At 45.4% G+C, this 19,931-nt stretch carries 18 protein-coding genes and 1 tRNA gene; 13 read left to right on the top strand and 6 right to left on the bottom strand.

The features are described from left to right. Positions 1-138: 138 nt before the first annotated feature. The 5 genes from C7Y66_RS23645 (at position 139) to C7Y66_RS23625 (ending at position 5,545) form a co-directional block, all read left to right on the top strand. Complete coding sequence (locus C7Y66_RS23645; protein ID WP_106547469.1) at positions 139-1,008, top strand: aldose epimerase; 870 nt, start codon at positions 139-141, stop codon at positions 1,006-1,008. 90 nt (positions 1,009-1,098) lie between these two features. Then, a tRNA-Pro gene (locus tag C7Y66_RS23640) sits at positions 1,099-1,172 on the top strand. Between the two features lie 217 nt (positions 1,173-1,389). Further along, complete coding sequence (locus C7Y66_RS23635; protein WP_015153407.1) at positions 1,390-2,172, top strand: Tic22 family protein; 783 nt, start codon at positions 1,390-1,392, stop codon at positions 2,170-2,172. 15 nt (positions 2,173-2,187) lie between these two features. Then, positions 2,188-3,081 carry a peptide chain release factor N(5)-glutamine methyltransferase gene (gene prmC, locus C7Y66_RS23630; protein ID WP_106547468.1) on the top strand — a complete coding sequence of 298 codons (894 nt, stop codon included), beginning with the start codon at positions 2,188-2,190 and terminating at the stop codon, positions 3,079-3,081. Between the two features lie 1,009 nt (positions 3,082-4,090). Next, positions 4,091-5,545, top strand: coding sequence for a hypothetical protein (locus C7Y66_RS23625; protein ID WP_106547467.1), 1,455 nt, complete (start codon positions 4,091-4,093; stop codon positions 5,543-5,545). Between the two features lie 33 nt (positions 5,546-5,578). Here the strand turns inward: C7Y66_RS23625 and C7Y66_RS23620 are convergent, their stop codons facing one another. Further along, complete coding sequence (locus C7Y66_RS23620) at positions 5,579-7,180, bottom strand: Hsp70 family protein (RefSeq protein WP_106547466.1); 1,602 nt, start codon at positions 7,178-7,180, stop codon at positions 5,579-5,581. A 183-nt stretch (positions 7,181-7,363) separates the two neighbouring features. After that, positions 7,364-7,711 carry a cytochrome c6 PetJ gene (gene petJ / locus C7Y66_RS23615; RefSeq protein ID WP_106547471.1) on the bottom strand — a complete coding sequence of 116 codons (348 nt, stop codon included), beginning with the start codon at positions 7,709-7,711 and terminating at the stop codon, positions 7,364-7,366. A gap of 137 nt (positions 7,712-7,848) precedes the next feature. On the opposite strand from petJ, the gene C7Y66_RS23610 reads away from it, so the two are divergent. From C7Y66_RS23610 to C7Y66_RS32625, 4 genes are all read left to right on the top strand, one after another. After that, positions 7,849-8,850 carry a helix-turn-helix transcriptional regulator gene (locus tag C7Y66_RS23610; RefSeq protein WP_106547465.1) on the top strand — a complete coding sequence of 334 codons (1,002 nt, stop codon included), beginning with the start codon at positions 7,849-7,851 and terminating at the stop codon, positions 8,848-8,850. Between the two features lie 28 nt (positions 8,851-8,878). Then, complete coding sequence (locus tag C7Y66_RS23605; protein WP_015153401.1) at positions 8,879-9,472, top strand: Uma2 family endonuclease; 594 nt, start codon at positions 8,879-8,881, stop codon at positions 9,470-9,472. Between the two features lie 137 nt (positions 9,473-9,609). Then, positions 9,610-11,409: a TonB-dependent receptor plug domain-containing protein gene (locus tag C7Y66_RS23600; protein ID WP_233222822.1), complete on the top strand. Its 1,800-nt coding sequence runs from the start codon at positions 9,610-9,612 to the stop codon at positions 11,407-11,409. Positions 11,410-11,419: 10 nt separating this feature from the next. Then, positions 11,420-12,301, top strand: coding sequence for a TonB-dependent siderophore receptor (locus C7Y66_RS32625; protein ID WP_233222821.1), 882 nt, complete (start codon positions 11,420-11,422; stop codon positions 12,299-12,301). 102 nt (positions 12,302-12,403) lie between these two features. On the opposite strand, the gene C7Y66_RS23595 is transcribed toward C7Y66_RS32625, so the two are convergent. Further along, positions 12,404-13,015, bottom strand: coding sequence for a Uma2 family endonuclease (locus C7Y66_RS23595; protein WP_233222820.1), 612 nt, complete (start codon positions 13,013-13,015; stop codon positions 12,404-12,406). A 238-nt stretch (positions 13,016-13,253) separates the two neighbouring features. On the opposite strand from C7Y66_RS23595, the gene C7Y66_RS23590 reads away from it, so the two are divergent. After that, on the top strand, positions 13,254-14,777 hold the full coding sequence (locus tag C7Y66_RS23590) for an alpha/beta fold hydrolase (RefSeq protein WP_106547470.1): 1,524 nt from the start codon (positions 13,254-13,256) through the stop codon (positions 14,775-14,777). 55 nt (positions 14,778-14,832) lie between these two features. After that, positions 14,833-15,432 carry an MBL fold metallo-hydrolase gene (locus C7Y66_RS23585; protein WP_106547463.1) on the top strand — a complete coding sequence of 200 codons (600 nt, stop codon included), beginning with the start codon at positions 14,833-14,835 and terminating at the stop codon, positions 15,430-15,432. 33 nt (positions 15,433-15,465) lie between these two features. Here the strand turns inward: C7Y66_RS23585 and C7Y66_RS23580 are convergent, their stop codons facing one another. Together C7Y66_RS23580 and C7Y66_RS23575 are read right to left on the bottom strand one after the other, a co-directional pair. Next, on the bottom strand, positions 15,466-16,065 hold the full coding sequence (locus tag C7Y66_RS23580) for a hypothetical protein (RefSeq protein WP_106547462.1): 600 nt from the start codon (positions 16,063-16,065) through the stop codon (positions 15,466-15,468). 199 nt (positions 16,066-16,264) lie between these two features. Beyond that, on the bottom strand, positions 16,265-17,221 hold the full coding sequence (locus C7Y66_RS23575) for a metal ABC transporter solute-binding protein, Zn/Mn family (protein ID WP_106547461.1): 957 nt from the start codon (positions 17,219-17,221) through the stop codon (positions 16,265-16,267). Between the two features lie 52 nt (positions 17,222-17,273). Here C7Y66_RS23575 and C7Y66_RS23570 point away from each other — a divergent pair, with 52 nt between their 5' ends. Further along, a complete protein-coding gene (locus C7Y66_RS23570; protein WP_106547460.1) occupies positions 17,274-18,014 on the top strand; it encodes a metal ABC transporter ATP-binding protein in 741 nt (246 codons plus the stop codon). 37 nt (positions 18,015-18,051) lie between these two features. Beyond that, a complete protein-coding gene (locus C7Y66_RS23565) occupies positions 18,052-18,939 on the top strand; it encodes a metal ABC transporter permease (RefSeq protein WP_106547459.1) in 888 nt (295 codons plus the stop codon). Between the two features lie 37 nt (positions 18,940-18,976). Here C7Y66_RS23565 and C7Y66_RS23560 read toward each other — a convergent pair whose 3' ends face one another. Further along, positions 18,977-19,303 (bottom strand): hypothetical protein, encoded by a 327-nt coding sequence (locus C7Y66_RS23560; protein WP_106547458.1) that lies wholly within the window; start codon positions 19,301-19,303, stop codon positions 18,977-18,979. Positions 19,304-19,931: the final 628 nt, after the last annotated feature.

Below are 19,931 nucleotides of genomic sequence, written 5' to 3'. Positions count from 1 at the left end.
CTTCCCCACGACCGAAGGGAGTGGGGATTAGGGGGCGAAGGGTGACAAGGGTGACAAGGGTGACAAGGAGGATAACTACAACCACCAACTACCAACTACCAACTACCAACTACCAACTACCAACTACCAACATAACTCGTGTTTACCATTGCACAGCAAAAACAACAATACCAAACCTACGTTCTAACAGATTCATCCACTGATTCGCGGTTGGAAGTCGTACCAGAACGAGGGGGAATTATTACCCGCTGGCGCGTTCGGGGACGAGAAATTCTCTACTTGGACGCAGAACGGTTTGCTCGTCCTGAAATGAGCATACGAGGCGGAATTCCTATTTTGTTTCCGATCTGCGGTAACTTACCGGATAACACCTATACGTATCAAGGACAGCAATATACCCTGAAACAACATGGTTTTGCCCGCGATTTAGCTTGGGAAGTAACAAAATCTGAAGCTAAGGACGACAGTGCTAGTCTCACGCTCGTTCTCAACAGTAACGAGCAAACTCGCACGGTTTACCCGTTCGACTTCCAAGTAGAGTTTACCTACGAGTTTAAAGGTCACTGGCTGGGAATCTGGCAGCGATTTGTCAATCACTCGTCCGCTCCCATGCCATTTTCGACAGGGTTACACCCTTATTTCCAAGTCTCTGACAAAACGGCTTTGAAATTTGAGATTCCAGCGACTCAATTTCAAAATCAAATTACGAAGGAAATGCACGCCTTCAGCGGAAATTTTGATTTCGAGCAAGAAGAACTCGATTTAGCCTTCCGACCAATCTCAAACCAAAAAGCGACTGTCAGCGACAATTCTCAGCGTTTACAACTGACATGGAGCAGTAATTATTACGGGACGCTAGTTTTCTGGACAATTAAGGGTAAGGACTATTATTGTTTGGAGCCTTGGACAGCTCCGCGCAATGCTTTAAATACGGGAACCGATTTGATTTATATCGAACCTGCTGGTGAAGTTCAAACTTGGATCAATCTGGATATCACTTCTACTTAAGCTAGACCCATGCATAGTTTTCAATATCTTATCTAAACTTCTGAGTTAATTTGTGGGGTACTTGTGTTAATCTAGAAAGAGTGTCAGCTACGGGATGTAGCGCAGCTTGGTAGCGCGCCTGCTTTGGGAGCAGGATGTCGCAGGTTCAAATCCTGTCATCCCGATTAATTAAGCCTTGGGCAACAAATCTGTTTAATTCTTAAAATATTTACGGAATGCGAACAACCAGCGGGGTTATGCCGTCAGCAATAGTCAGTGGCGATCGCATTGGTTAGTCAACCCTCTTGCCAAGACACTGCTACTATAACTACAACTAGTTGGGTGGGTATATTTACCACCGCTGGAAGAAACACAATCTGGTCATTGATGTCAGGAATACTCATGAAATCAGTTATAAAATCGATGATTCGCTGGAGTGCAACGTTAGGAGTGGTGGGAAGTACCATTATTGGTACGACGACAATGGGCGCTCTAGAAGTCTTGGCTTTGCCAGAACAACAAATCTTGCAAAAGCTTGGACCCGTGCCAATGTTTACAATCACGGATAATAAGGGCGCACCACTGGTAGCTTCCGTACCAGATCAAAAAGATAAATCGGGAGTAGCTGGAGTCTTTATCAATCGCCAAGACGCACAGGCATTTATCGATCGCCTGAAGCAGAAAAATCCAGAGTTAGCGAAAAATGTTAGAGTTGTGCCTGTCTCTCTAGCAGAAGTTTACAAGCTAGAGCAAACAAATAAGAAAAAGCCGAATTCTCCCAACTTTGCCTTTGTCCCAGGACAGCAGCAAGTTGACGCTGCAAAAACATTACTACAGCAAAGCGGTCAAAAGCCGGAGCAATTTAAAGGAACGCCATTATTTGTCGCTAAAGCTGGCAAGGAAAAAGGCTACCTGACAATTAAACAAGCAGATCAGCAAGTCATTCCCTTCTTTTTTAATAAGACTGAATTGCAGGCAATGCTGGAACGCTTTAAGAAACAGAAACCCGATCTCGCTTCGACAATTGAAATCCAAGTTGTCAACTTGGAGGGAGTATTGCAAGCAATGCAAACTCGCAACGACCAGGGTTTAAGTCAAATTGTTTTGGTTCCTCCCAAAGAATCAATTGACTTCGTGCGATCGCTTCAACCAGCAGCACCCAACCAACCAGCTAAAAAGCCTTAATGCCGAACAACCCAAATGAATACATCTGGTCTAGAACTGTGGCAATGGCGACAGCAAGCTGCAATAGATGCGATCGCGGCTGATGTCTCGCCTACAGAACTAGATTGGTTGCTGCAAGAAGTCGCAGGGTTAGATACTCTTTCCCTGCGATTGGAGTTATATAAGCACCAACCGCAAATTCAGTTAAAGTTACCTTTAGCTGAGTTGGATCGATTGTGGCAGAAACGGTTGCAAGAACGCTTACCAGTACAATACATTGCCCGGACTACACCCTGGCGGGATTTTAAGCTAGCAGTTTCTCCCGCCGTTTTAATTCCGCGACCGGAAACAGAAATTTTAATCGATTTGGCAGTTGCAGCGGTTAACAAAAGTTTTGTGACTGGATTAGAACGGGGACATTGGGTCGATTTGGGTACGGGTAGCGGTGCAATCGCGATTGGCTTGGCTGCTGTTTTTCCGGCGGCTGAAGTTCATGCTGTCGATCGCAGTTCCTCGGCTTTGGTAATTGCCCAAAGTAACGCTCAAAATTTAGGGTACGGCGATCGGCTAAAGTTTTATTTAGGGAATTGGTGGGAGCCGTTAGAATTTCTCCAAGGTCAGGTTTGCGGGATGGTGTCAAATCCGCCTTATATTCCTAGCAAATTGGTTCCTCAACTACAACCAGAAGTCGCCAATCACGAACCGCATTCAGCTTTGGATGGTGGTGCAGATGGTTTAGATTGCATTCGTCATTTGATTGCAACTGCACCAATTTATTTGCGATCGGGTGGGCTTTGGTTAATTGAAATGATGGGGGGACAGGCTGAAACTGTAAGCGAGTTGTTACAGCAGCAGGGGAGTTATATGAATATTCAGATTTTTGCAGATTTGGCTGGGATTGAGCGTTTTGCTCTGGCTTATAGGCGGTGATGGATTTTGTGGGTCGCGCAAAGGCGCAAAGCTTTACCGAAGGCTAGGTGTACGGAGCGGTCAGTGCAATTACCTAATTTTATAATAGAATAAATTTTGATTCAACTATAGCAATCCTATTTGATTCATGAACGAAGCAGGCTTCTAGCCTGCGGCAGGCTAGAAGCCTGCTTTACAAATCATTTAGAACTGCTATAGCAATAGATTTAGCTAAATAATTAGATATACATGTTTTAGTCAAAAAATATAATCATTTGCCAAAAGTACCGTAATTTTACTATTAGTAAGTTTGCGATCGCGACTCGATAAGTATCACAATACTTCTTGGTTAGAGCGCATAGTCCTTGAAGATCCCCCCAACCCCCTTAAAAAGGGGGCTATGATTCCCCCCTTAAAAAGGGGGGAACCAGGGGGGATCGAATCAAAACCTGCGATGTATTGGATAAGTATCACGCTGAATGAAACCCTCTGCTCTATCGGCTTTCAAGCATGACTGCGATTTTTTTAGGCGAGCTAATACAAGTATTTTATTGATGTTTTTTACTTGAATAGCTTGAATTTTGGTTGATTTTATGCTTTATGTTCTTCCAAGTCTATAGCTGCAAGCTACTCTGAGAAATTACCTACTAAATAAATCAGTAAATTTTCGCTTGAATGCATACTGAAGCGAGAATACTTTAGGTTTAGTTTAGCTTTTTAAAGCTGATGTAAAGTAACCGATCTGCGTCTGTCAAAAACCTAGATTTGCATGAGGTGTAATGATTCACAATTTATTCAAGTCGTTACACTTCTCGATGGCATAACTGCACTGAAATAGAGCGTTTTTAACCTACTTGAAAAGCTATTTGCATTCAACGCTCTGCCCCTAACCACAATTTCTCTAATCAAAACTGCTGAGGGCGAAAGCAAGTGCAAATCTGCGTGACTTGTCCCACACTCGCACGAAATTCTAGTTGCGTTGAGTGATGCATGGGGCTGGCAGTCGCTTGTCAACTTATCAGGGTACAAGATGAATTTACACCAAAAGATCCAACACCTAGCTCAAAACAAATCGTTATTGCGATCGCTCAAGCCTAAAACAATTGCCTCTATTTTCGTTGCCTCGGCTCTCCTCTACACTTTGCCAGCACGGGCGCTAACAAGTTACTTAGGAATTAATAACGGCACTGGCTACAATACCGATCCAGAATATGTCGATCGCTCCATCCAGCACACGAAGGACTTAAATTTAGAAGTCGCCCGTATGGGTATGGATGGTGTTGGCGGTTTCACAGAGGGCGCTGGTTTCAATTGGTCAGCCAGAGATGCAGCCATCGATCGCTATCTCAACGCCGGACTCAAAATTCATCTGGTACTATCGGCACGGATGCACGTCAATCGAGACGGTAACTACGACCAGTGGAAAGCAAATTTCCGTTATTTTGTGCGTAACGTCATGATGCGTTACAAAGGCAAGATTTCTTACTACATCATCGATAACGAACCCGACCTCGACTACGGTAACGGTAAGATGTCAGCTCAAGAATGCGTTGACATGACGCGAATTGCCTACGAAACAGCGAAAGAAATTGACTCGAACATCAAAATTGAATCGCCGCCCGTAATGGGAATTGAATCCGGTCTGTTAGACGAAATGTTAGATGCTGGGATTGCTGAGGTGAGCGACTATATTGGCTTGCACGCCTACGGCGGACAAATTTCTGAGCATCGCCTCGGACATCCTTGGCGAGTCTTAGAATCGCGTGGCATTCGCAAGCCTCTAGCAATCAGCGAATCGGGATCGATTAACGAGTATTGCAACGGTTCCGAATTTGAAACAGAAGACTGTCGCCGTCGATGGTTTGCTTATTTCGGACAACAACTGAAGCGTTTCGGTTACGACCACGCACTACTATTCGATCTTGACGGTCACGATAGCTGGGCTGTTGCCCCAGACTTTAACCCAACTAAGACATATCAGCAAATCAAAGATTTACGCTTAAACGAAGCTCTGAGTAATGCCGATTTTGAGTCTGACAATAACGTTGAAACAGGCTGGATACCGTTTGATAGCAACGATGTCTGGATTCTAGAAGGTGCTTCGCCCTACGTGAGTTTTGTCCGTAACGATAATGGTGGAGCGCACGGAGGAAACGGATATGTCAAACTCAACAACGGTAATGCCTCCCCAGATACACCAGTGAGAGTCCGGCGCATTGTCGGTCAGCTACCAAAGGGACAAAAAGTCAAGATTGGTGCTTGGGTGTATGTCAACGGTAAGGCATCGGCAACTCTGAAAGCATTAGGGTACGACTATCGCAATGGTGATGCCGAAATTTCAGCTACTTCTACCAAGAAAAATGGGTGGGAATACTTAGAGATTGAAGTCCCGATTTCGAGATACTGGACGGTGATCGAACTGGGAACGTCGGGAACTGGCAATTCGGGAGACTACGTTAAGTGGGATGATGTCTCAATCGATTAATTGGTTGTAGAGGCGCGAAGCGCCTCTACAACTCTAGCTCAACTCTGCTACGACTCGATCTTCGAGTAAAGTTTGATTAGTGAGTAAGTCCTCTACAGTCATTCGCAAGCAGCGCTGTGCGTCTACTTGAAACAAAACCTTAATCCGATCGCTCCCAGGATACCCAGGTGGGGTTAATTGGGCAATTTGCCTCGCCCCATCTCGGTCGTTGAGGGGTTGTACTTGTTTCTTACCACTATCTAAACGGCGGGTAATCAGGCGATCGCCATCAAAATATACTTCCGTCCCGCCAGTCTCCGCCCCCAGTTCTCCAACTATGAGTTCGATACTGGGCTGATTATCCAACGATGCGCCCAAAACTAACTCTACGGGATTTGTCATCGGGTAAGGTTGTCCTGGATTGATAATGGGATGCCAGTTGTGACATTGATTCCGTCTATCCCAATAACGGATACCATAACTGTGATAGAGAAAATCTTTGACTTCCACGCCTTGACAGATCTGCAACGCACCTTGGGCGATCGCTTCAAACGGGCGATCGCAATGAATTTTTTCTGGGGGAAAATACTGTTGCACCCAAGTCTGCACGGCGGGCATTTGTGCTGTTCCACCCACCAACAATACAGCATCGATCTCTGTCACCTCTATCTCCTGTCGCCGCGCCTGTTGTAATAACTGCTGCATCGACTCGTCTAATTGCTCGAAAAATTGATGTTCTGTCAAAATCTGCGTCAGGCGATCGCGGTCTAATTCTAATTCGTAACTCTCAAACGTCTCATCATTAAAATAAACTTCGCTGGCTTGCACCCGATCGGAAAGTTGAATTTTCACCCTTTCTGCCAAGCGAGTTGTTAAAGGAGATACAGCTAATCCTCTCTCTTGAGCGAAATAATCGACAATCCAGTTATCGATATCAGTTCCGCCTAAATTTTGTCCTGCTTTTGCTAAGACACGGGCAGTTTTTACTTTCTGTCCTGATGTTTTAGCAAAAGATTTCTTCCCCCATTGCAACAAAAACCCCGTCTGTTTTTTGGCAGCATTTCCACCACCATCTAAGCGGACTAGAGATAAATCTAAAGTACCACCACCAAAATCAATGACTAATAAATTATCCCGCTCTGCCATGCCGTAACCCAAAGCAGCAGCAGTAGGTTCGTCCAAAATTCGGACTTGTTCCACAGGTAAAGTACGACAGATCTCACCCAGCCACAAGCGATAAGCTTCAAAACTATCTACTGGGACTGTTAAGACTAAGGATTGCTCGTCTTCAGGGGCTTGAGTGGCTAATTTCTCAATAATTTGGCTCAAAAACCACTTACCAACTCGTTCAAACGAAACCGTCTCGCCATCCAGTTGAGGCAAAAATCCCTGAATCTCCGTACCAATACCGCGCTTAAAGCTACGAAAAAATCGTGGGTCAGTCGTTAAATCCAAACCGCGATCGCGTACTGTCTGTCCGATTAACACGCGATCGCTTGCCGCATCTTCTACATAAACCAAACTGGGAATCAGAGGTGGATTTTGACCCAACTGCTGAGATAAGCCTGGTAAACTCAAAGTTTCCGCTTGCTGCGTCACGGGATTCCAACGGGCTATACAAGTGTTACTCGTACCAAAATCGATTGCGATCGCCATACTTAATCAGTGACCAGTGACCAGTGACCAGTTATCAATTGTTAGTTATCAGTTAATTCTAAATTCCAAATTCCGGATTATAAATTCATCCTACCCCGTGGGGGATACAAGCTACACTTCATTCTTACCAAGCGCCCTTAACTACCAGTCACCGATCGCTGGTTACCGATCGCTGGTCACTGGTCACTGTTTACGCCAGCCTGCTTCTGCTTGCTGGAGGACATAGGCGGAAACTGCTTGAATTTCCTCTGCTGTCAAGCGATCTTTGTAAGCTGACATATTTCCTTGACCGTTGGTGACAATATTAGCGATCGCCTCTACTGAATCCATGCCATATTTTTTCAAGGCTTTTTGTTTCAGGTTCTTGCCGCGCCTGACGATATTACCACCATTAATGTGACATCCAGCACATTGAGTTTCAAAGATTTTGGCTCCATTTGGTGTCTCTGCGGCTAAGGCTGGGGTAGAAAAGGCGATCGCCATTTCTACGAGCATCACCAGCACTAAACTAAGTATTTGCTTTAATAACATTTTCATATGATAAGGAAATTTTAGGTAGCAACACCACTACAAGCCAATCTACAAGCCAATATATACAGAATACAAGTTGCGATCGCGTCCTTCCTACTGATAATCTCTTTCATTAAAGCGTTACTCCAATACCTATCGTGACCGTTACCTTGACCGCGCAGGAAGAAGACGACCTGTGGGATGAAGCCGCGCAGCACAACCCACCTCAACTTGACCCCGATTCTGGGATCGAGATACATGAAATGCCTCAAGAGTTAGGCAAAGGACACAACCTCTTTGTTGAACTGTATCCAGACTGCTGGCTGATGATTTGGAACCGTGAGTATCGTGAAACTGTCCAAACCAAGCAACCAGAATGGCAGCATCCGTTGCAGTTTGGGGTGCTGCTCTCTGGTATGGTTCCCGATAGCCAGGGTGGAGTGCTGGGCAATGGATGCACCATGATTTCTGGGAGCGGCGTGCAGCGAGAGATCTCTGGCGTTTGTTTCAACACTCAGTCTTACTTGGGGATTAATCTCGAAATGTCTGCGGAGTGGTTAACCACCTTCTTTCCAGATGAGAATGGGCAGTTGCCCGCCGAACTGAGCTTTTTAGTGAAAGGGAACGATTGGCAAACGCTAATTTACCCTAAAACAAATCCAGCGATTCAGGGCGTAGCATGGCAGATGATTCACTGTCCCTATGAGGGAGCGGCAAAGCGGTTGTATCTTCAAGCAAAAAGTTTAGAACTGATGGCGTTGCAGCTCGCGCCAATCGTGGCGGATCGGGGCAATCCGAAACCATCACCCCGAATGAAACCGACCACGATCGCCCGCATTTACGAAGCACGAGATATTTTGCGGCGACGATTAGAAAATCCTCCCTCGTCGTTGGAGTTGGCTACTGCGGTGGGACTGAGCGATCGCACGTTACAACGAGGGTTTCAATCGCTGTTTGGCACAACTGTAGTAGGATATTTAGCCGAGCAACGCCTGTTGCAAGCCGAGCAATTATTACGGGAGCGATCGATGACAGTGACAGAAGTGGCGCATCGCTTTGGCTACGGTCATCTCGGACGCTTTGCCGCTGCCTTCAAGCGCAAGTTTGGCATTACCCCTAGTCAGTGTTTGTTGGGCAAAAAGGTAATTTTAGGAGCATGATAGAGACAACCGAGTTTAGGTTGCACTTATGAATCAGAGCATTTCTACAACTTCAAAACGGTTGACGTTTGAAGAATTCCTCGCCTATGACGATGGCACGGACACGCGCTATGAATTGGTGGATGGAGAATTAGTAGAAATGCCGACAGAATCGCATGAGAACTGCCAGATTGCGAAACTTTTGATGTTTGAATTGGCAAAATATTTTGCGATCGCACTTCTCAACCTCAAAGACGTTGAAATTGAAGTGAGCGGACGAGGGGCAAAAGTCCGGCTTCCCGATTTGCTCGTGCTGAGTGAAGAAGGCTACGCAGCACTGCAAGGCAAAACCCGCAACATCATTACTCGCGATATGCCACCGCCGATCCTAATTATTGAAGTCGTTTCGCCTGGTGATGAGAATCGGACTCGCGATTATCGGTACAAGCGAACGGAGTATGCAGCACGGGGCATTGCCGAGTATTGGATCGTCGATCCTCAAGAACGGCGGATTACAGTATGTCAGTGGGTAGAAGGGCAGTACGAGGACAAAGTATTTGCGGGTGAAAATCGAATTGAATCGACGGTGATTCCAGCATTTGCGCTCGCAGCAGAGCAGATATTTGCATTTGCTCAAAATTAATTGGAACAGTATGGCGGTTTTGGGATCGTCAGACGGTTTTTGGATAGACGCATCTATTGATACTTCTCTACACTGACACTTATTGCAATTAAGAGTGATTGGCAATAAAGCTTCATCAACTGGTGTCAGGAGTGAATATGAGTGGCTGGAAGTCGTCAAGGATTTGCGTATGGGCGATCGCCTCATTAGCGTTGAGTTTGCTGGGAATATTGCCGAGTCGAGCGGCTGAAGTTAAAACTGAATCCCGACTCCAAGATTTGCAACGTCTGGCAACAACTGTTAAAGACTGGCTGGCTCAAACTTCAACACCGATCAAAATTACAGGGGTACGACTCAACCAAACGGATAGTGGTTTAGAAGTAGTATTAGAAACTACTAGCAAGCAACCGCTATCGATTGTAATTTCCGGCTACGGAACAACTTATGTAGCTAACATTGTCAATGCTCGTCTAGCTCTACCAGAAGGAAGCTTTCGTCAGGAAAACCCCATTGCAGGAATTACCGTTGTCAGCGTTACCCAGCAGGGAGCAAATGGGATTAGGATAAGTGCGATCGGCTCTGAAGGTATACCAGTAGCAAAGGTCAGGCAGAGTAATGGCAATACCGTTTTCAGTTTAACTACTCCTACTGTTCCCACAGCCCAAACACCCACACTAGCGCCACCAGAAGGAGAAACCGCGCTGCCTCAAACTCCGACTCAACCAGGAGAATCTACACCAGAAGTACAAGAGGAAATCCCTGCACCACAAGCACCCGCGCCAGATGGAACCGCACAAGGGGACGAGGAAATGGAAATTGTGGTGACAGGGGAGCAAGATGGATACAGCGTACCAAATGCAACAACTGCTACCAAAACTGACACACCCCTGCGAGATATTCCGCAATCAATTCAAGTTGTGCCGCAACAGGTGATTGAAGACCGCAACGTGAGAAGTGTGACTGAGGCACTGGAAACAGTTAGCGGTGTAGCTACTGGTGCTAGACCCTATGGTGGTGCGCCGATTACATTCAGAATTATTAGAGGATTTGACCAGGCTGGTTCAGGCGTTGTCAATTTCCGAAATGGCTTTCCAGATGGTGATTTTTACGTCTTGTCACCTATTGGAACAGTCGAGCGAGTGGAAGTTCTCAAAGGAACCGCCTCAGTTTTGTTTGGAGCTGGGGAACCAGGTGGTATTGTTAACACGGTCACTAAAAAACCCCTGAGCGAACCCTACTACAAGCTGGCACTTGAGGCAGGAAATTACGGACTCTATCAGCCCAGTATAGATTTTTCAGGTCCTTTGAATGCCGACCAAACTCTACTTTACCGCTTCATTGCCAGCTATCAAGGATCGAGCGATTTTCAAGACATTTCTAATACAAAACTAACAGCGATCGCCCCCTCCATTACTTGGAAGTTAGGAGAGCAGACAAATTTAGAGTTTTACTACGAATTCACGAACCTTGCTGCCGACCCTGCTGCTGGTCTTTCTACTGCTGTGCTTCTGAGCGATGGTAGTTTAACACCACGAGACTTTGTTACTTTCTATCCTGAATTACAATCGATCGATGTCACTACTCATAGATTTGGCTACACCCTGGAACACGAATTTAATGACAATTTGCAGCTTCGCAATAATATTGCTATCAATCTGACTCGTTTTGGAGAGGATGTAGGTACGGGTTTCACACTGGTAGACGATCGCTTTTTAGATCCGGTACAAGCCAGTACATTTGTCTATGAGAGAAACAACTATTTTGGACAGATTGACTTGCTTGGCACGTTCCAGACTGGAGCGATTTCCCATCAGGTTTTAACGGGTTTTGATTTCAACCGCAATAGTAATGTTGGTACTGGCTTTGAAGTTGCTACGCCTGTACCGCCTATAGATATCCGCAATCCCAATTATGATATCCCCACACCTAGAATATTCAAGACGTGGTACGTTCTCTGATCTTGATTTTGTGAGGAGATCCTACGGTGTTTACCTCCAGGATCAGATCGCTTTGGGTGAGAATCTGAAATTACTGGTCGGCGGTCGCTATGATTGGGTTTCAACTGACTTTGAAGGAGACTTCAATACACCTGGAGAAGTAATTACCTTGCCAACTCGGAATGATGATGCCTTTAGCCCTCGGATCGGCTTGGTGTATCAGCCTAGCGAAAACGTTTCTCTCTACGCCAGCTATACGCGATCTTTTTTCTCTGCTTATGGCTATGACAACCAAAGTTCAGATGAAGATGTCATATTCGATCCGACAAGGGGAACTCAATACGAAGTCGGCGTAAAAACCGACTTTTTAGCCAGAAGGCTTTCAGCAACCTTAGCAGCCTATCATCTCACTAAGACAAATGTTCTTACACCCAATCCAGATGACCCCGACTTTTCCATTCAAACTGGAGAACAGCGCAGTCAAGGAATCGAGCTAGATATTACAGGTGAGATTTTACCTGGTTGGAATGTAACTGCTGCCTATGCTTACACGGATGCAGAAGTCACTGAAGATAACACGTTTCCGGTCGGCAATCGATTGCCAAACGTGCCAGAAAATCAAGCCAGTCTGTGGACAACCTACGAGATCCAAGCAGGGGATCTAGAAGGTTTAGGTTTTGGTCTGGGGTTGTTTTATGTGGGTGCGCGACAAGGAGATTTAGATAACTCGTTTGAAATGGGCGATTACTTCCGTACTGATGCAGCCCTTTACTACCGGAGAGGTCGTTTTAATGCGGCGATTAATATGCGCAACCTATTTGATATAGACGCTGCTGCATTTGCCTACAGCAGAGCATACATTCAAAGAACCGAACCGTTTACAATCGTTGGCTCCATCAGTTGGGAGTTTTAATCGATCGCCCTGTTAGCGATCGCATGTCAACCCCGAAAATTTTAACTTTCATCCACATTGTTGAATTAGATTATTGGTGAGACTAATTGCGATCGCGCTGATTCATCCTGGCGATCGCGTTCTTAGTTGCTCTCGAAACGCCATCACCGCATCAAACTGTTCCTCTGGTTTCACATAGTTTGCTAATAACCCCGTGTCACAATCCGGCAATAACTCGCTTGTTGTAATTCGCTCGTATTCCTCAGCGCGTAGATGATAAATCGTAAATTGCCCGCTTTCCCAAACCCACACTTCCGTTACCCCCAACCCGCGATAAATTTCTAGCTTATCCACCATGCCACTACTCAGTACAACCTCAATCGCTAGATCGGGAAACTCCTTTTTCTGCCCCAAGCAATAGCACTCATCTGGCTCCAATCCGCGCTGTTTCGCCACCTTACGAAATGTTGCCGAGCCGATTGCATGAAAGCGGATGCGCGACTCCTGAAAGTACGCCTCCATTAACATCCCAATCGTTTTTTTGAGTTCTTCGTGCAGTGAAGAGGTGGTCATAATTTCTAGAGTTCCTTCCAAATAGCTCAACCGCAACCCTGGAAAATCATCGCCCAAGGTTGCTAGCAACAATTCATACTGCTGCCAACTTACGCCCTCCAGCACTACACGCTGTTCTGACAAGGGTTGTGAAATCGCTGAAGACAATAGTTGAGAATTCATCAGGATTCGCACTCCAATTCGTCCTTCCATATTAAAATATCGAAGCTTCTACCACGGAGAAAAAATCCTTTGCGTCAATCTGGCGCGAATTGTTATCGCCATAAAATTGCTCCATTATTGTAGGCTGAGTAATCGGTAGTGAATTTTTCTATCCCACTCCCGTACGGGCGGGTTCACCAAAAAACTCTTTTCTCAACTAATATTCTGAGTGAACCCGCCCCTACGACTCCCGATTATTGTGACTCGCCAACGCTTATTTCTATTTATTATTGCTTTACTCCTCATCGTACTTTCCTGGTGGCAAATTGCGGCTGCAAGAACTGGGCTAGTCGTACAATCCCTCTCTAGAAATGGCATACCAATGCTGTATATCGCACCAGTGCGATCGCCAAAAATACCAGGAGTACTGATAGCTCACGGTTTTGCAGGCTCTAAGCAATTAATGTTGGGTTATGCCTACACGCTGGCTCATGCAGGCTATGCGGTGATGTTGTGGGATTTTAGCGGGCATGGAGCTAATAGCAAACCCTTGGCACGATCGTCACTCCAAGCCGATCTCGATACTGCATACAAAGCTTTACTCGCTCAGCCTAGAGTCGATCCGCAACGAGTCGCTGTATTGGGACATTCGATGGGTAGCGGTGCGGCGATGACAGCAGCAATTCAACAAAGCGATCGCTTTACTGCAACTGTGGCTATCTCCCCTACTAAAGCCGCAATCACACCTCAGGTTCCGGCTAATTTGCAACTACAAGCAGGAAGTTGGGAACCGCGTTTTGTTGCCACTGCCCAGCAATTACTACAACAAGCAGGGGGAGAAAGTCAAGGGCGATCGCTTGTCGTCATTCCCAATGCCGAACATATTACTATTCTCTTTCGCCAAGTTAGTCACCAAGCTGCTAAAACCTGGCTCGATCGCAGTTTTGGTATCCAAAATTCCAGCAATTATATAGATAATCGCATGACTTGGTATGGCGTACATCTATTTGCATGGCTTCTAATCTTAGGCGCTGTTGCTCCTACGATCTCAAGCGAGACAACACTACGTCAGCCACCGAGAATCTGGCAGCGCTTTCCTGCAAGAGGAGTATCAGATCTGCTGTTTCAAGCAGCAATTCAGGTTCACAATTCTGACACTGTAAGTAAAAGCGATCGCCTTAAAAGTTGGATTGGTTTAATCTTGAGTCCTTTAGGGGCAATTGGCATACTCGCATTACTAAACCGCAACACGGACATTGCCAGCTTAGGTGGCGTGTTGGTAGGTGGTGCGTTGGGAATTTGGTTTTATGCGGCTGGTATCGTCTGGCTGTTGGCTAACTGGCGTTTACCGCGTTTGACTCTAGCAGGATTGGGATTGGGTTTAGGGCTATTTCTCCTGCTTTGGGTTGCTTTTGGGGCGATGGCGCAGGTAGTCTGGTTACAGTGGTGGTTGGTTCCCGTTCGCTTGCAACTGTGGCTGTGGTTATCGCTGTTGTGTTTTCCCTGGCTGCTTGCTTCCGGTATTGCTCAAAGACAAAGTAGCCTTAAATCGCGATTTATTTGGTGGTTGGGACAAAGTTTAGTCTTAGTTATAGGACTGTTAGCCACAATCCAAATTCTGCCCCAAATTGGTTTTATCTTCCTCTTGTTGCCTATCTTCCCCTTATTTTTGGCAATGTTCGCGATCGCATCTGCCTCTGTCAAAGATGTTTGGGCTTATGCAATTGGATGTTCTCTATTTTTCAGTTGGGCGATCGCGGCTGCTTTTCCCCTGGTAGGATAACCTAAGCTTAAATTCAGTTGCCAATAATATCAGTGTTAGCAATCGAGAATGGCTTATGAAATCGTTGCATCGCCCAGATATGTATACATGGTCTATTTTCGACCGCGATCGAAACATGGATTTCAATAGCTACATTTGGATTCGTCCTGAGGGTAATATTCTCATCGATCCTTTGGCACTATCAGACTACAATTTCGATCGCCTCAATTCCTTTGGTGGTGCAGCTTGGATTATTATCACGAATTCAGACCACATTAGGGCAGCTAAAGGTATCGCCCATGTCATCGGAGCGAAAATTGTTGCCCCATTAGGTGAAAAAGAAACCTTCCCCATTGCGTGCGACTGCTGGTTGATGGATGGGGATGAGTTAGTCTCAGGGTTACAAGTTTTTGCTTTATCTGGTTCCAAAACTCTTGGGGAATTGGCACTGTTAATTGAAGGTAAAACTTTAATTACAGGTGACTTAATTCGCGCCCCCAAAGCTGGTAGCCTGACAATTTTGCCCGATAATAAGCTCAGTCACAAAGCGGATGCTGTAGCCTCAGTCCGCCGCATTGCTGCGATCGATAGTATTGAAACCGTACTCGTAGGTGATGGTTGGTCTATCTTTCGCAATGGTAGCGATCGCCTCAAGGAACTAGCAGCAACGCTATGAGGGTATGGGGTGTGGGACGTAGGATACTACACCCTAATGCAGTTGGTTAGGATCTTCTAGAGTTATTGGGAGTTCGGTATTTTCGACTCGGTTAGGATCTTCCAAACTAGGGGGAAGTTCTGTATTTTCCGTTCTGTCGAGATCGTTCGCTCTTTCGGAAGTGCCTGCATCTCCAAATTCCTCTTCTACCACACAACCAGCTACAGAAACCGAATATTTATGACCTGTAGTGCTGATATCTCCAACTCTCACATTGACCTGATAGGGTTGATTGTCACGACGGGGAATAGCTGCAATTTTTAGCGGTTGACCTTCTAGCAGCCTCACCGAAGAATTGCGATAGAACTGATCCTTCGTACCATCGCTATATTTCAGGTAAACCGATATGTTGTACTTAGCAGTCTGTTCTGGCATCAGATCGACGACAAAGCGATCGAACGTAGCACCGCCTGGTACGCCAAAATCGGTATTGTAGTTATTCCGAGAGATCAACATTCCTGGTGCGGAAACGATTTTTCTCACCTGCGTCCCATCACCCCCGATCGCATTTAATGACTCACAGCTTTGACCGTAAGCGGGTACACCACTAGCCAACAACCCTAAAATTCCCAACACGGCACAACGATAAAACACGCCCCAACCTCCTTCTGAGCTTTATTCGCCAAAAGTCTACTAGAGATAACCATATTTTTTCGGAAATGTCAAGAAATTTATTGTTTGAAGGTTGTTGGTTGTTGGTTGGCAGTTGACACTCCCTTGTCCCAATTTTGAATTGTGAATTGCGACTCTCCCGTACGGGCGCACTGCTGTGCGCCCCTACCGACTCCTGAAACTACGGCGCGGACTCAAATGCCGCATAACTACCCCCTAATCCCTCGACAATCGTGCGGGTATTGGCAACTAGCATCTTTGGGCAAGTATCGCCGTCTGTGCCTGGTTCTCCTAATCCATCAGCGTAGAGTTTTCTATCTGCAACTTTGACGTTTGCTTCCCTTGCTACAGCCTCAATCAGTTGCGGGTTAACTGTCTTTTCGGCAAATATTGTCGGAACGCCAGATTTTCTGATATCTTTGACGAGTTCTGCTACCCTGGCAGCTGTAGGTCTTTCTTCCGTGCTAATCCCTTGTAAGGCTCCTTCAATTGGAATTCCATAAGCATTTGCATAGTAACCCATTGCATCGTGGGTGGTGACTAATTTACGCTGTCCGGGTGGAATTGTCTGAATCTGGGATTTAATCCAAGTATCGATCTGTTTGAGTTCACCCGTCAGTTGTTTGGTGTTGCTAGTATATTTTGCGGCGTGATTCGGAAATGCTTTTGATAAGGAGTCAGCGATCGCATTAGCGATGCGAACACCGTTTTGGGCATTATGCCATACGTGCGGATCGGTAACGGTTTGTCCGTCTTCCTCAAGTTGTTGGGGTTTGGGAACGCCAATCTCATGCACTGCTACTTTAGGTGCGGGGTTAGAGGTGGCTTTGATTAGTTTAATTAGACCAGACTCAAAGTTGTAACCACCATACAAAATTAATTGCGCTTGCTCGATCGCTTTGCTATCTTCTGGTTTCGGTTGATATAAGTGAGGGTCAGCACCAGGCTCGATTAAACATTTTAAGTCTATGGTGTTTGCCGCAATTTCTTGAGTTAATCCGCAGGTAATACTGTTAGTTGCAACTACAAGCGGTAAGTTATTTTTCTGCGCGATCGCCTCGTCCCCTCTGAGATTCAATCCAGCTAGACCAAGTGCGATCGCAAAGGTCGCTATGGATTTGACAGACAACTTTAACATCTTATTTTCGAGCTTGAGTGATAATGATTATCATTGTGCTACAAGAGGGCGTATGTTAGAAGTCCAACATTTAACCGTCAGCTATCGCGGCGTATCTGCGGTTGAAGATGTCAGTTTTCGCCTGCAACCAGGACAAATCGTTGGCGCGATCGGTCCTAATGGTGCGGGTAAAAGCACGATGGTCAAGGCAATGTTGGGTTTAGTACCAACTGCATGTGGAGTGGTAAAGTATCGCGATCGCGCCTTACAGCAACAGCTGGATGCAGTAGCATACGTCCCTCAACGCACGCAAATTGACTGGGATTATCCCGTGACCGTGTGGAACGTTGTCATGATGGCACGAACGAGACAGACGGGATGGTGGCGCGAACCCAATCGTCAATCTAAGCAAATTGTCGCTACTGCTATAGATCGAGTTGGGATGTGGGAACTGCGTCACAGACAAATTGGCGAGTTATCCGGCGGACAACAGCAGCGAGTCTTCTTAGCGCGATCGCTAGCACAGGAAGCAGAATTATTCTTTTTTGACGAGCCATTTGTTGGTATCGACAAGAAAACCGAAACAATTATGTTTGATGTATTTTCCGAATTAAAATTTCAAGGTAAAACTCTATTAGTTATTACCCACGATCTCGCCACAACATTAATCAAATGCGATCGGCTCTTATTGTTAAATCGTCAGTTAATCGCCAACGGTTCTCTCAAAGAAGTCGCAACAACAGCCAACATTCAACGTACATATGGAGATAGCATTTTGTTAATTCGGAATTCGGAATTCGGAATTCGGAATTAGTAGCTCTCACGAACAAATAACAAATAATAAATGACAAATGACTAACTTATTACTCGAACCGCTAAGTTTTGAATTTATGCGTTTAGCGCTAGTAACAGCAATTTTACTAGGTATACTTTGCTCGGTTATCGGCACTTACTTAATCGTACAACGGATGGGGTTATTAGGAGATGTTATCGCTCATGCAGTGTTACCAGGACTAGCGATCGCATTTTTTCTAGGAATTGATATATTTGTCGGTGCATTTATTTCCGGTACGCTCAGCACGTTTGTCATCTCTTGGATTCAGTCTCAGTCTCAAATCAAAGTCGATGTAGCAATGGCTTTGGTTTTTTCGGGCTTTTTAGCATTAGGAATTACACTAATTACCGTACTCAAAAGTAAACTAGACTTACATCAGTTTCTCTTTGGCGATCTTTTAGGAGTCACTACAATCGATGTATGGAAAACTTTCGCGATCGCCATCATTATCTTGCTTTTAGTTAAGCTATTTTACAAAGAACTATTATTTTATACTTTCGATCCGTTGGGCGCTCAAGCTGTCGGTCTACCAGTCAATTTAATTCACTTAGGCTTAACGGCTGCTATTACCTTGACAATTATTGCAAGTATGCAAGCAGTAGGTATAGTGTTAGTTGTTTCGCTTTTAATTGGACCTGGAGCTACAGCTTACTTACTCGTGAAAGAATTACATCAAATGATGATTTTTGGAGCTGTTATTGGGAGCTTTAGTAGCGTTACTGGAATGTATTTTAGCTACTATTTCAATGTTCCTTCTGGTGCGGCGATTGTCTTAGTAGTTTCAGGGTTATTTATATTAGCACTATTATTCAGCCCTTCCCAGGGCATTTTAACCCAGCCAGCAGTAGCAAATCGTTCTCTTTCGATCTTAGGTCAATTCAAACAATCGAAAAAACGAATTTAAAAATTGTAGAGACGTTACATGTAACGTCTCTACACTATCAAAGCGGTAGCTTACCTTGTAATTGCTGAACTGCAACAATACAACTAGAACAGTCACAACCATATCTTTGAATTGCAGCCTGCGACTCTTCATCAGTGAAATCTAAAGTAGGAACTTCATCTTTTGAGGGAGTTTCTGTGATATTGGTAGAAGGTTTAGGAGTTGGGCGATCGAATACAATGTCTACTAAGGGAGGACGAGATCCCGATTTTGAGGTATCGTTAGGTTGAGTCACAATTTCCCTAGCCTGAGCTGGATCGGGAGCTATAAGTATTAATGCTACGAGCGCAGGACAGGCAAATAAGGCTAATTTAGATAACTTCATAACTCACACCATAAATCTCAGTTACATGGTTGGCGCACATTATAACTAAATCAAGGTATTTTATATAATAATTTTTGTTGATTATAAGTGTATTAATATTTCTCGTGTTAGGAAAAATTAGAAGAGCGATCGCGGCACCTATTGTTAAGATTTAAAGACGCGATCGGCAAGCGCTATTTTTAGGATTAAATATTTACTTTTTTCAATGTTGTATATTGTACTCATTTCGTTGTTAAATATTTAACACCTATTTTTGAAGAAACATACCTGAGTTACTAAACAACTGCAACTTCTTGCTGCAAATATTAACGACACAAACCACATTAAAAGGGAGGGAAAAAAAGAGGGGGAGGAAGAGGGAGGGAGAAAGAGAGAGAGGGAGGAGAGAGGGAGGGAGGGGAGGGGAGGGGAAGGGAGGGAAGGGGGAGAGAAAGAAAGGAGAGGAGAAGGAGGGAGGCGGCGCGGAAAGCGAGCGAAGCGCGGGGCCAGCGCGGGGCGGAAACAAAGAGCGGAGGGGGGAGAGGAACAAAGGGGAGGGGAGAAAGGCGGGAGGCAAAGCAAGCTTTTCTACAAATGGTGGGTGACACGGAGCAGGACGGAAAAGCGGGAAAGGGGCACGGGCAAAAAA

Origin of the sequence: Chroococcidiopsis sp. CCALA 051, from assembly GCF_003015105.1 — a bacterium.
GTDB lineage: Bacteria > Cyanobacteriota > Cyanobacteriia > Cyanobacteriales > Chroococcidiopsidaceae > Chroococcidiopsis > Chroococcidiopsis thermalis.
This window is presented reverse-complemented; position numbering and strand designations above follow the sequence as displayed.

Bases quoted from the DNA above. Each gene is read 5' to 3' on its own strand.
- C7Y66_RS23635 (WP_015153407.1), top strand. From the start codon at position 1,390: ATGAAATCAGTTATAAAATCGATGATTCGCTGGAGTGCAACGTTAGGA.
- C7Y66_RS23600 (WP_233222822.1), top strand. From the start codon at position 9,610: ATGAGTGGCTGGAAGTCGTCAAGGATTTGCGTATGGGCGATCGCCTCA.
- C7Y66_RS23605 (WP_015153401.1), top strand. From the start codon at position 8,879: ATGAATCAGAGCATTTCTACAACTTCAAAACGGTTGACGTTTGAAGAA.
- C7Y66_RS23575 (WP_106547461.1), bottom strand. From the start codon at position 17,221: ATGTTAAAGTTGTCTGTCAAATCCATAGCGACCTTTGCGATCGCACTT.
- C7Y66_RS23565 (WP_106547459.1), top strand. From the start codon at position 18,052: ATGACTAACTTATTACTCGAACCGCTAAGTTTTGAATTTATGCGTTTA.
- C7Y66_RS23560 (WP_106547458.1), bottom strand. From the start codon at position 19,303: ATGAAGTTATCTAAATTAGCCTTATTTGCCTGTCCTGCGCTCGTAGCA.
- prmC (WP_106547468.1), top strand. From the start codon at position 2,188: ATGAATACATCTGGTCTAGAACTGTGGCAATGGCGACAGCAAGCTGCA.
- petJ (WP_106547471.1), bottom strand. From the start codon at position 7,711: ATGTTATTAAAGCAAATACTTAGTTTAGTGCTGGTGATGCTCGTAGAA.
- C7Y66_RS23570 (WP_106547460.1), top strand. From the start codon at position 17,274: ATGTTAGAAGTCCAACATTTAACCGTCAGCTATCGCGGCGTATCTGCG.
- C7Y66_RS23595 (WP_233222820.1), bottom strand. From the start codon at position 13,015: ATGAATTCTCAACTATTGTCTTCAGCGATTTCACAACCCTTGTCAGAA.
- C7Y66_RS23625 (WP_106547467.1), top strand. From the start codon at position 4,091: ATGAATTTACACCAAAAGATCCAACACCTAGCTCAAAACAAATCGTTA.
- C7Y66_RS23585 (WP_106547463.1), top strand. From the start codon at position 14,833: ATGAAATCGTTGCATCGCCCAGATATGTATACATGGTCTATTTTCGAC.
- C7Y66_RS23620 (WP_106547466.1), bottom strand. From the start codon at position 7,180: ATGGCGATCGCAATCGATTTTGGTACGAGTAACACTTGTATAGCCCGT.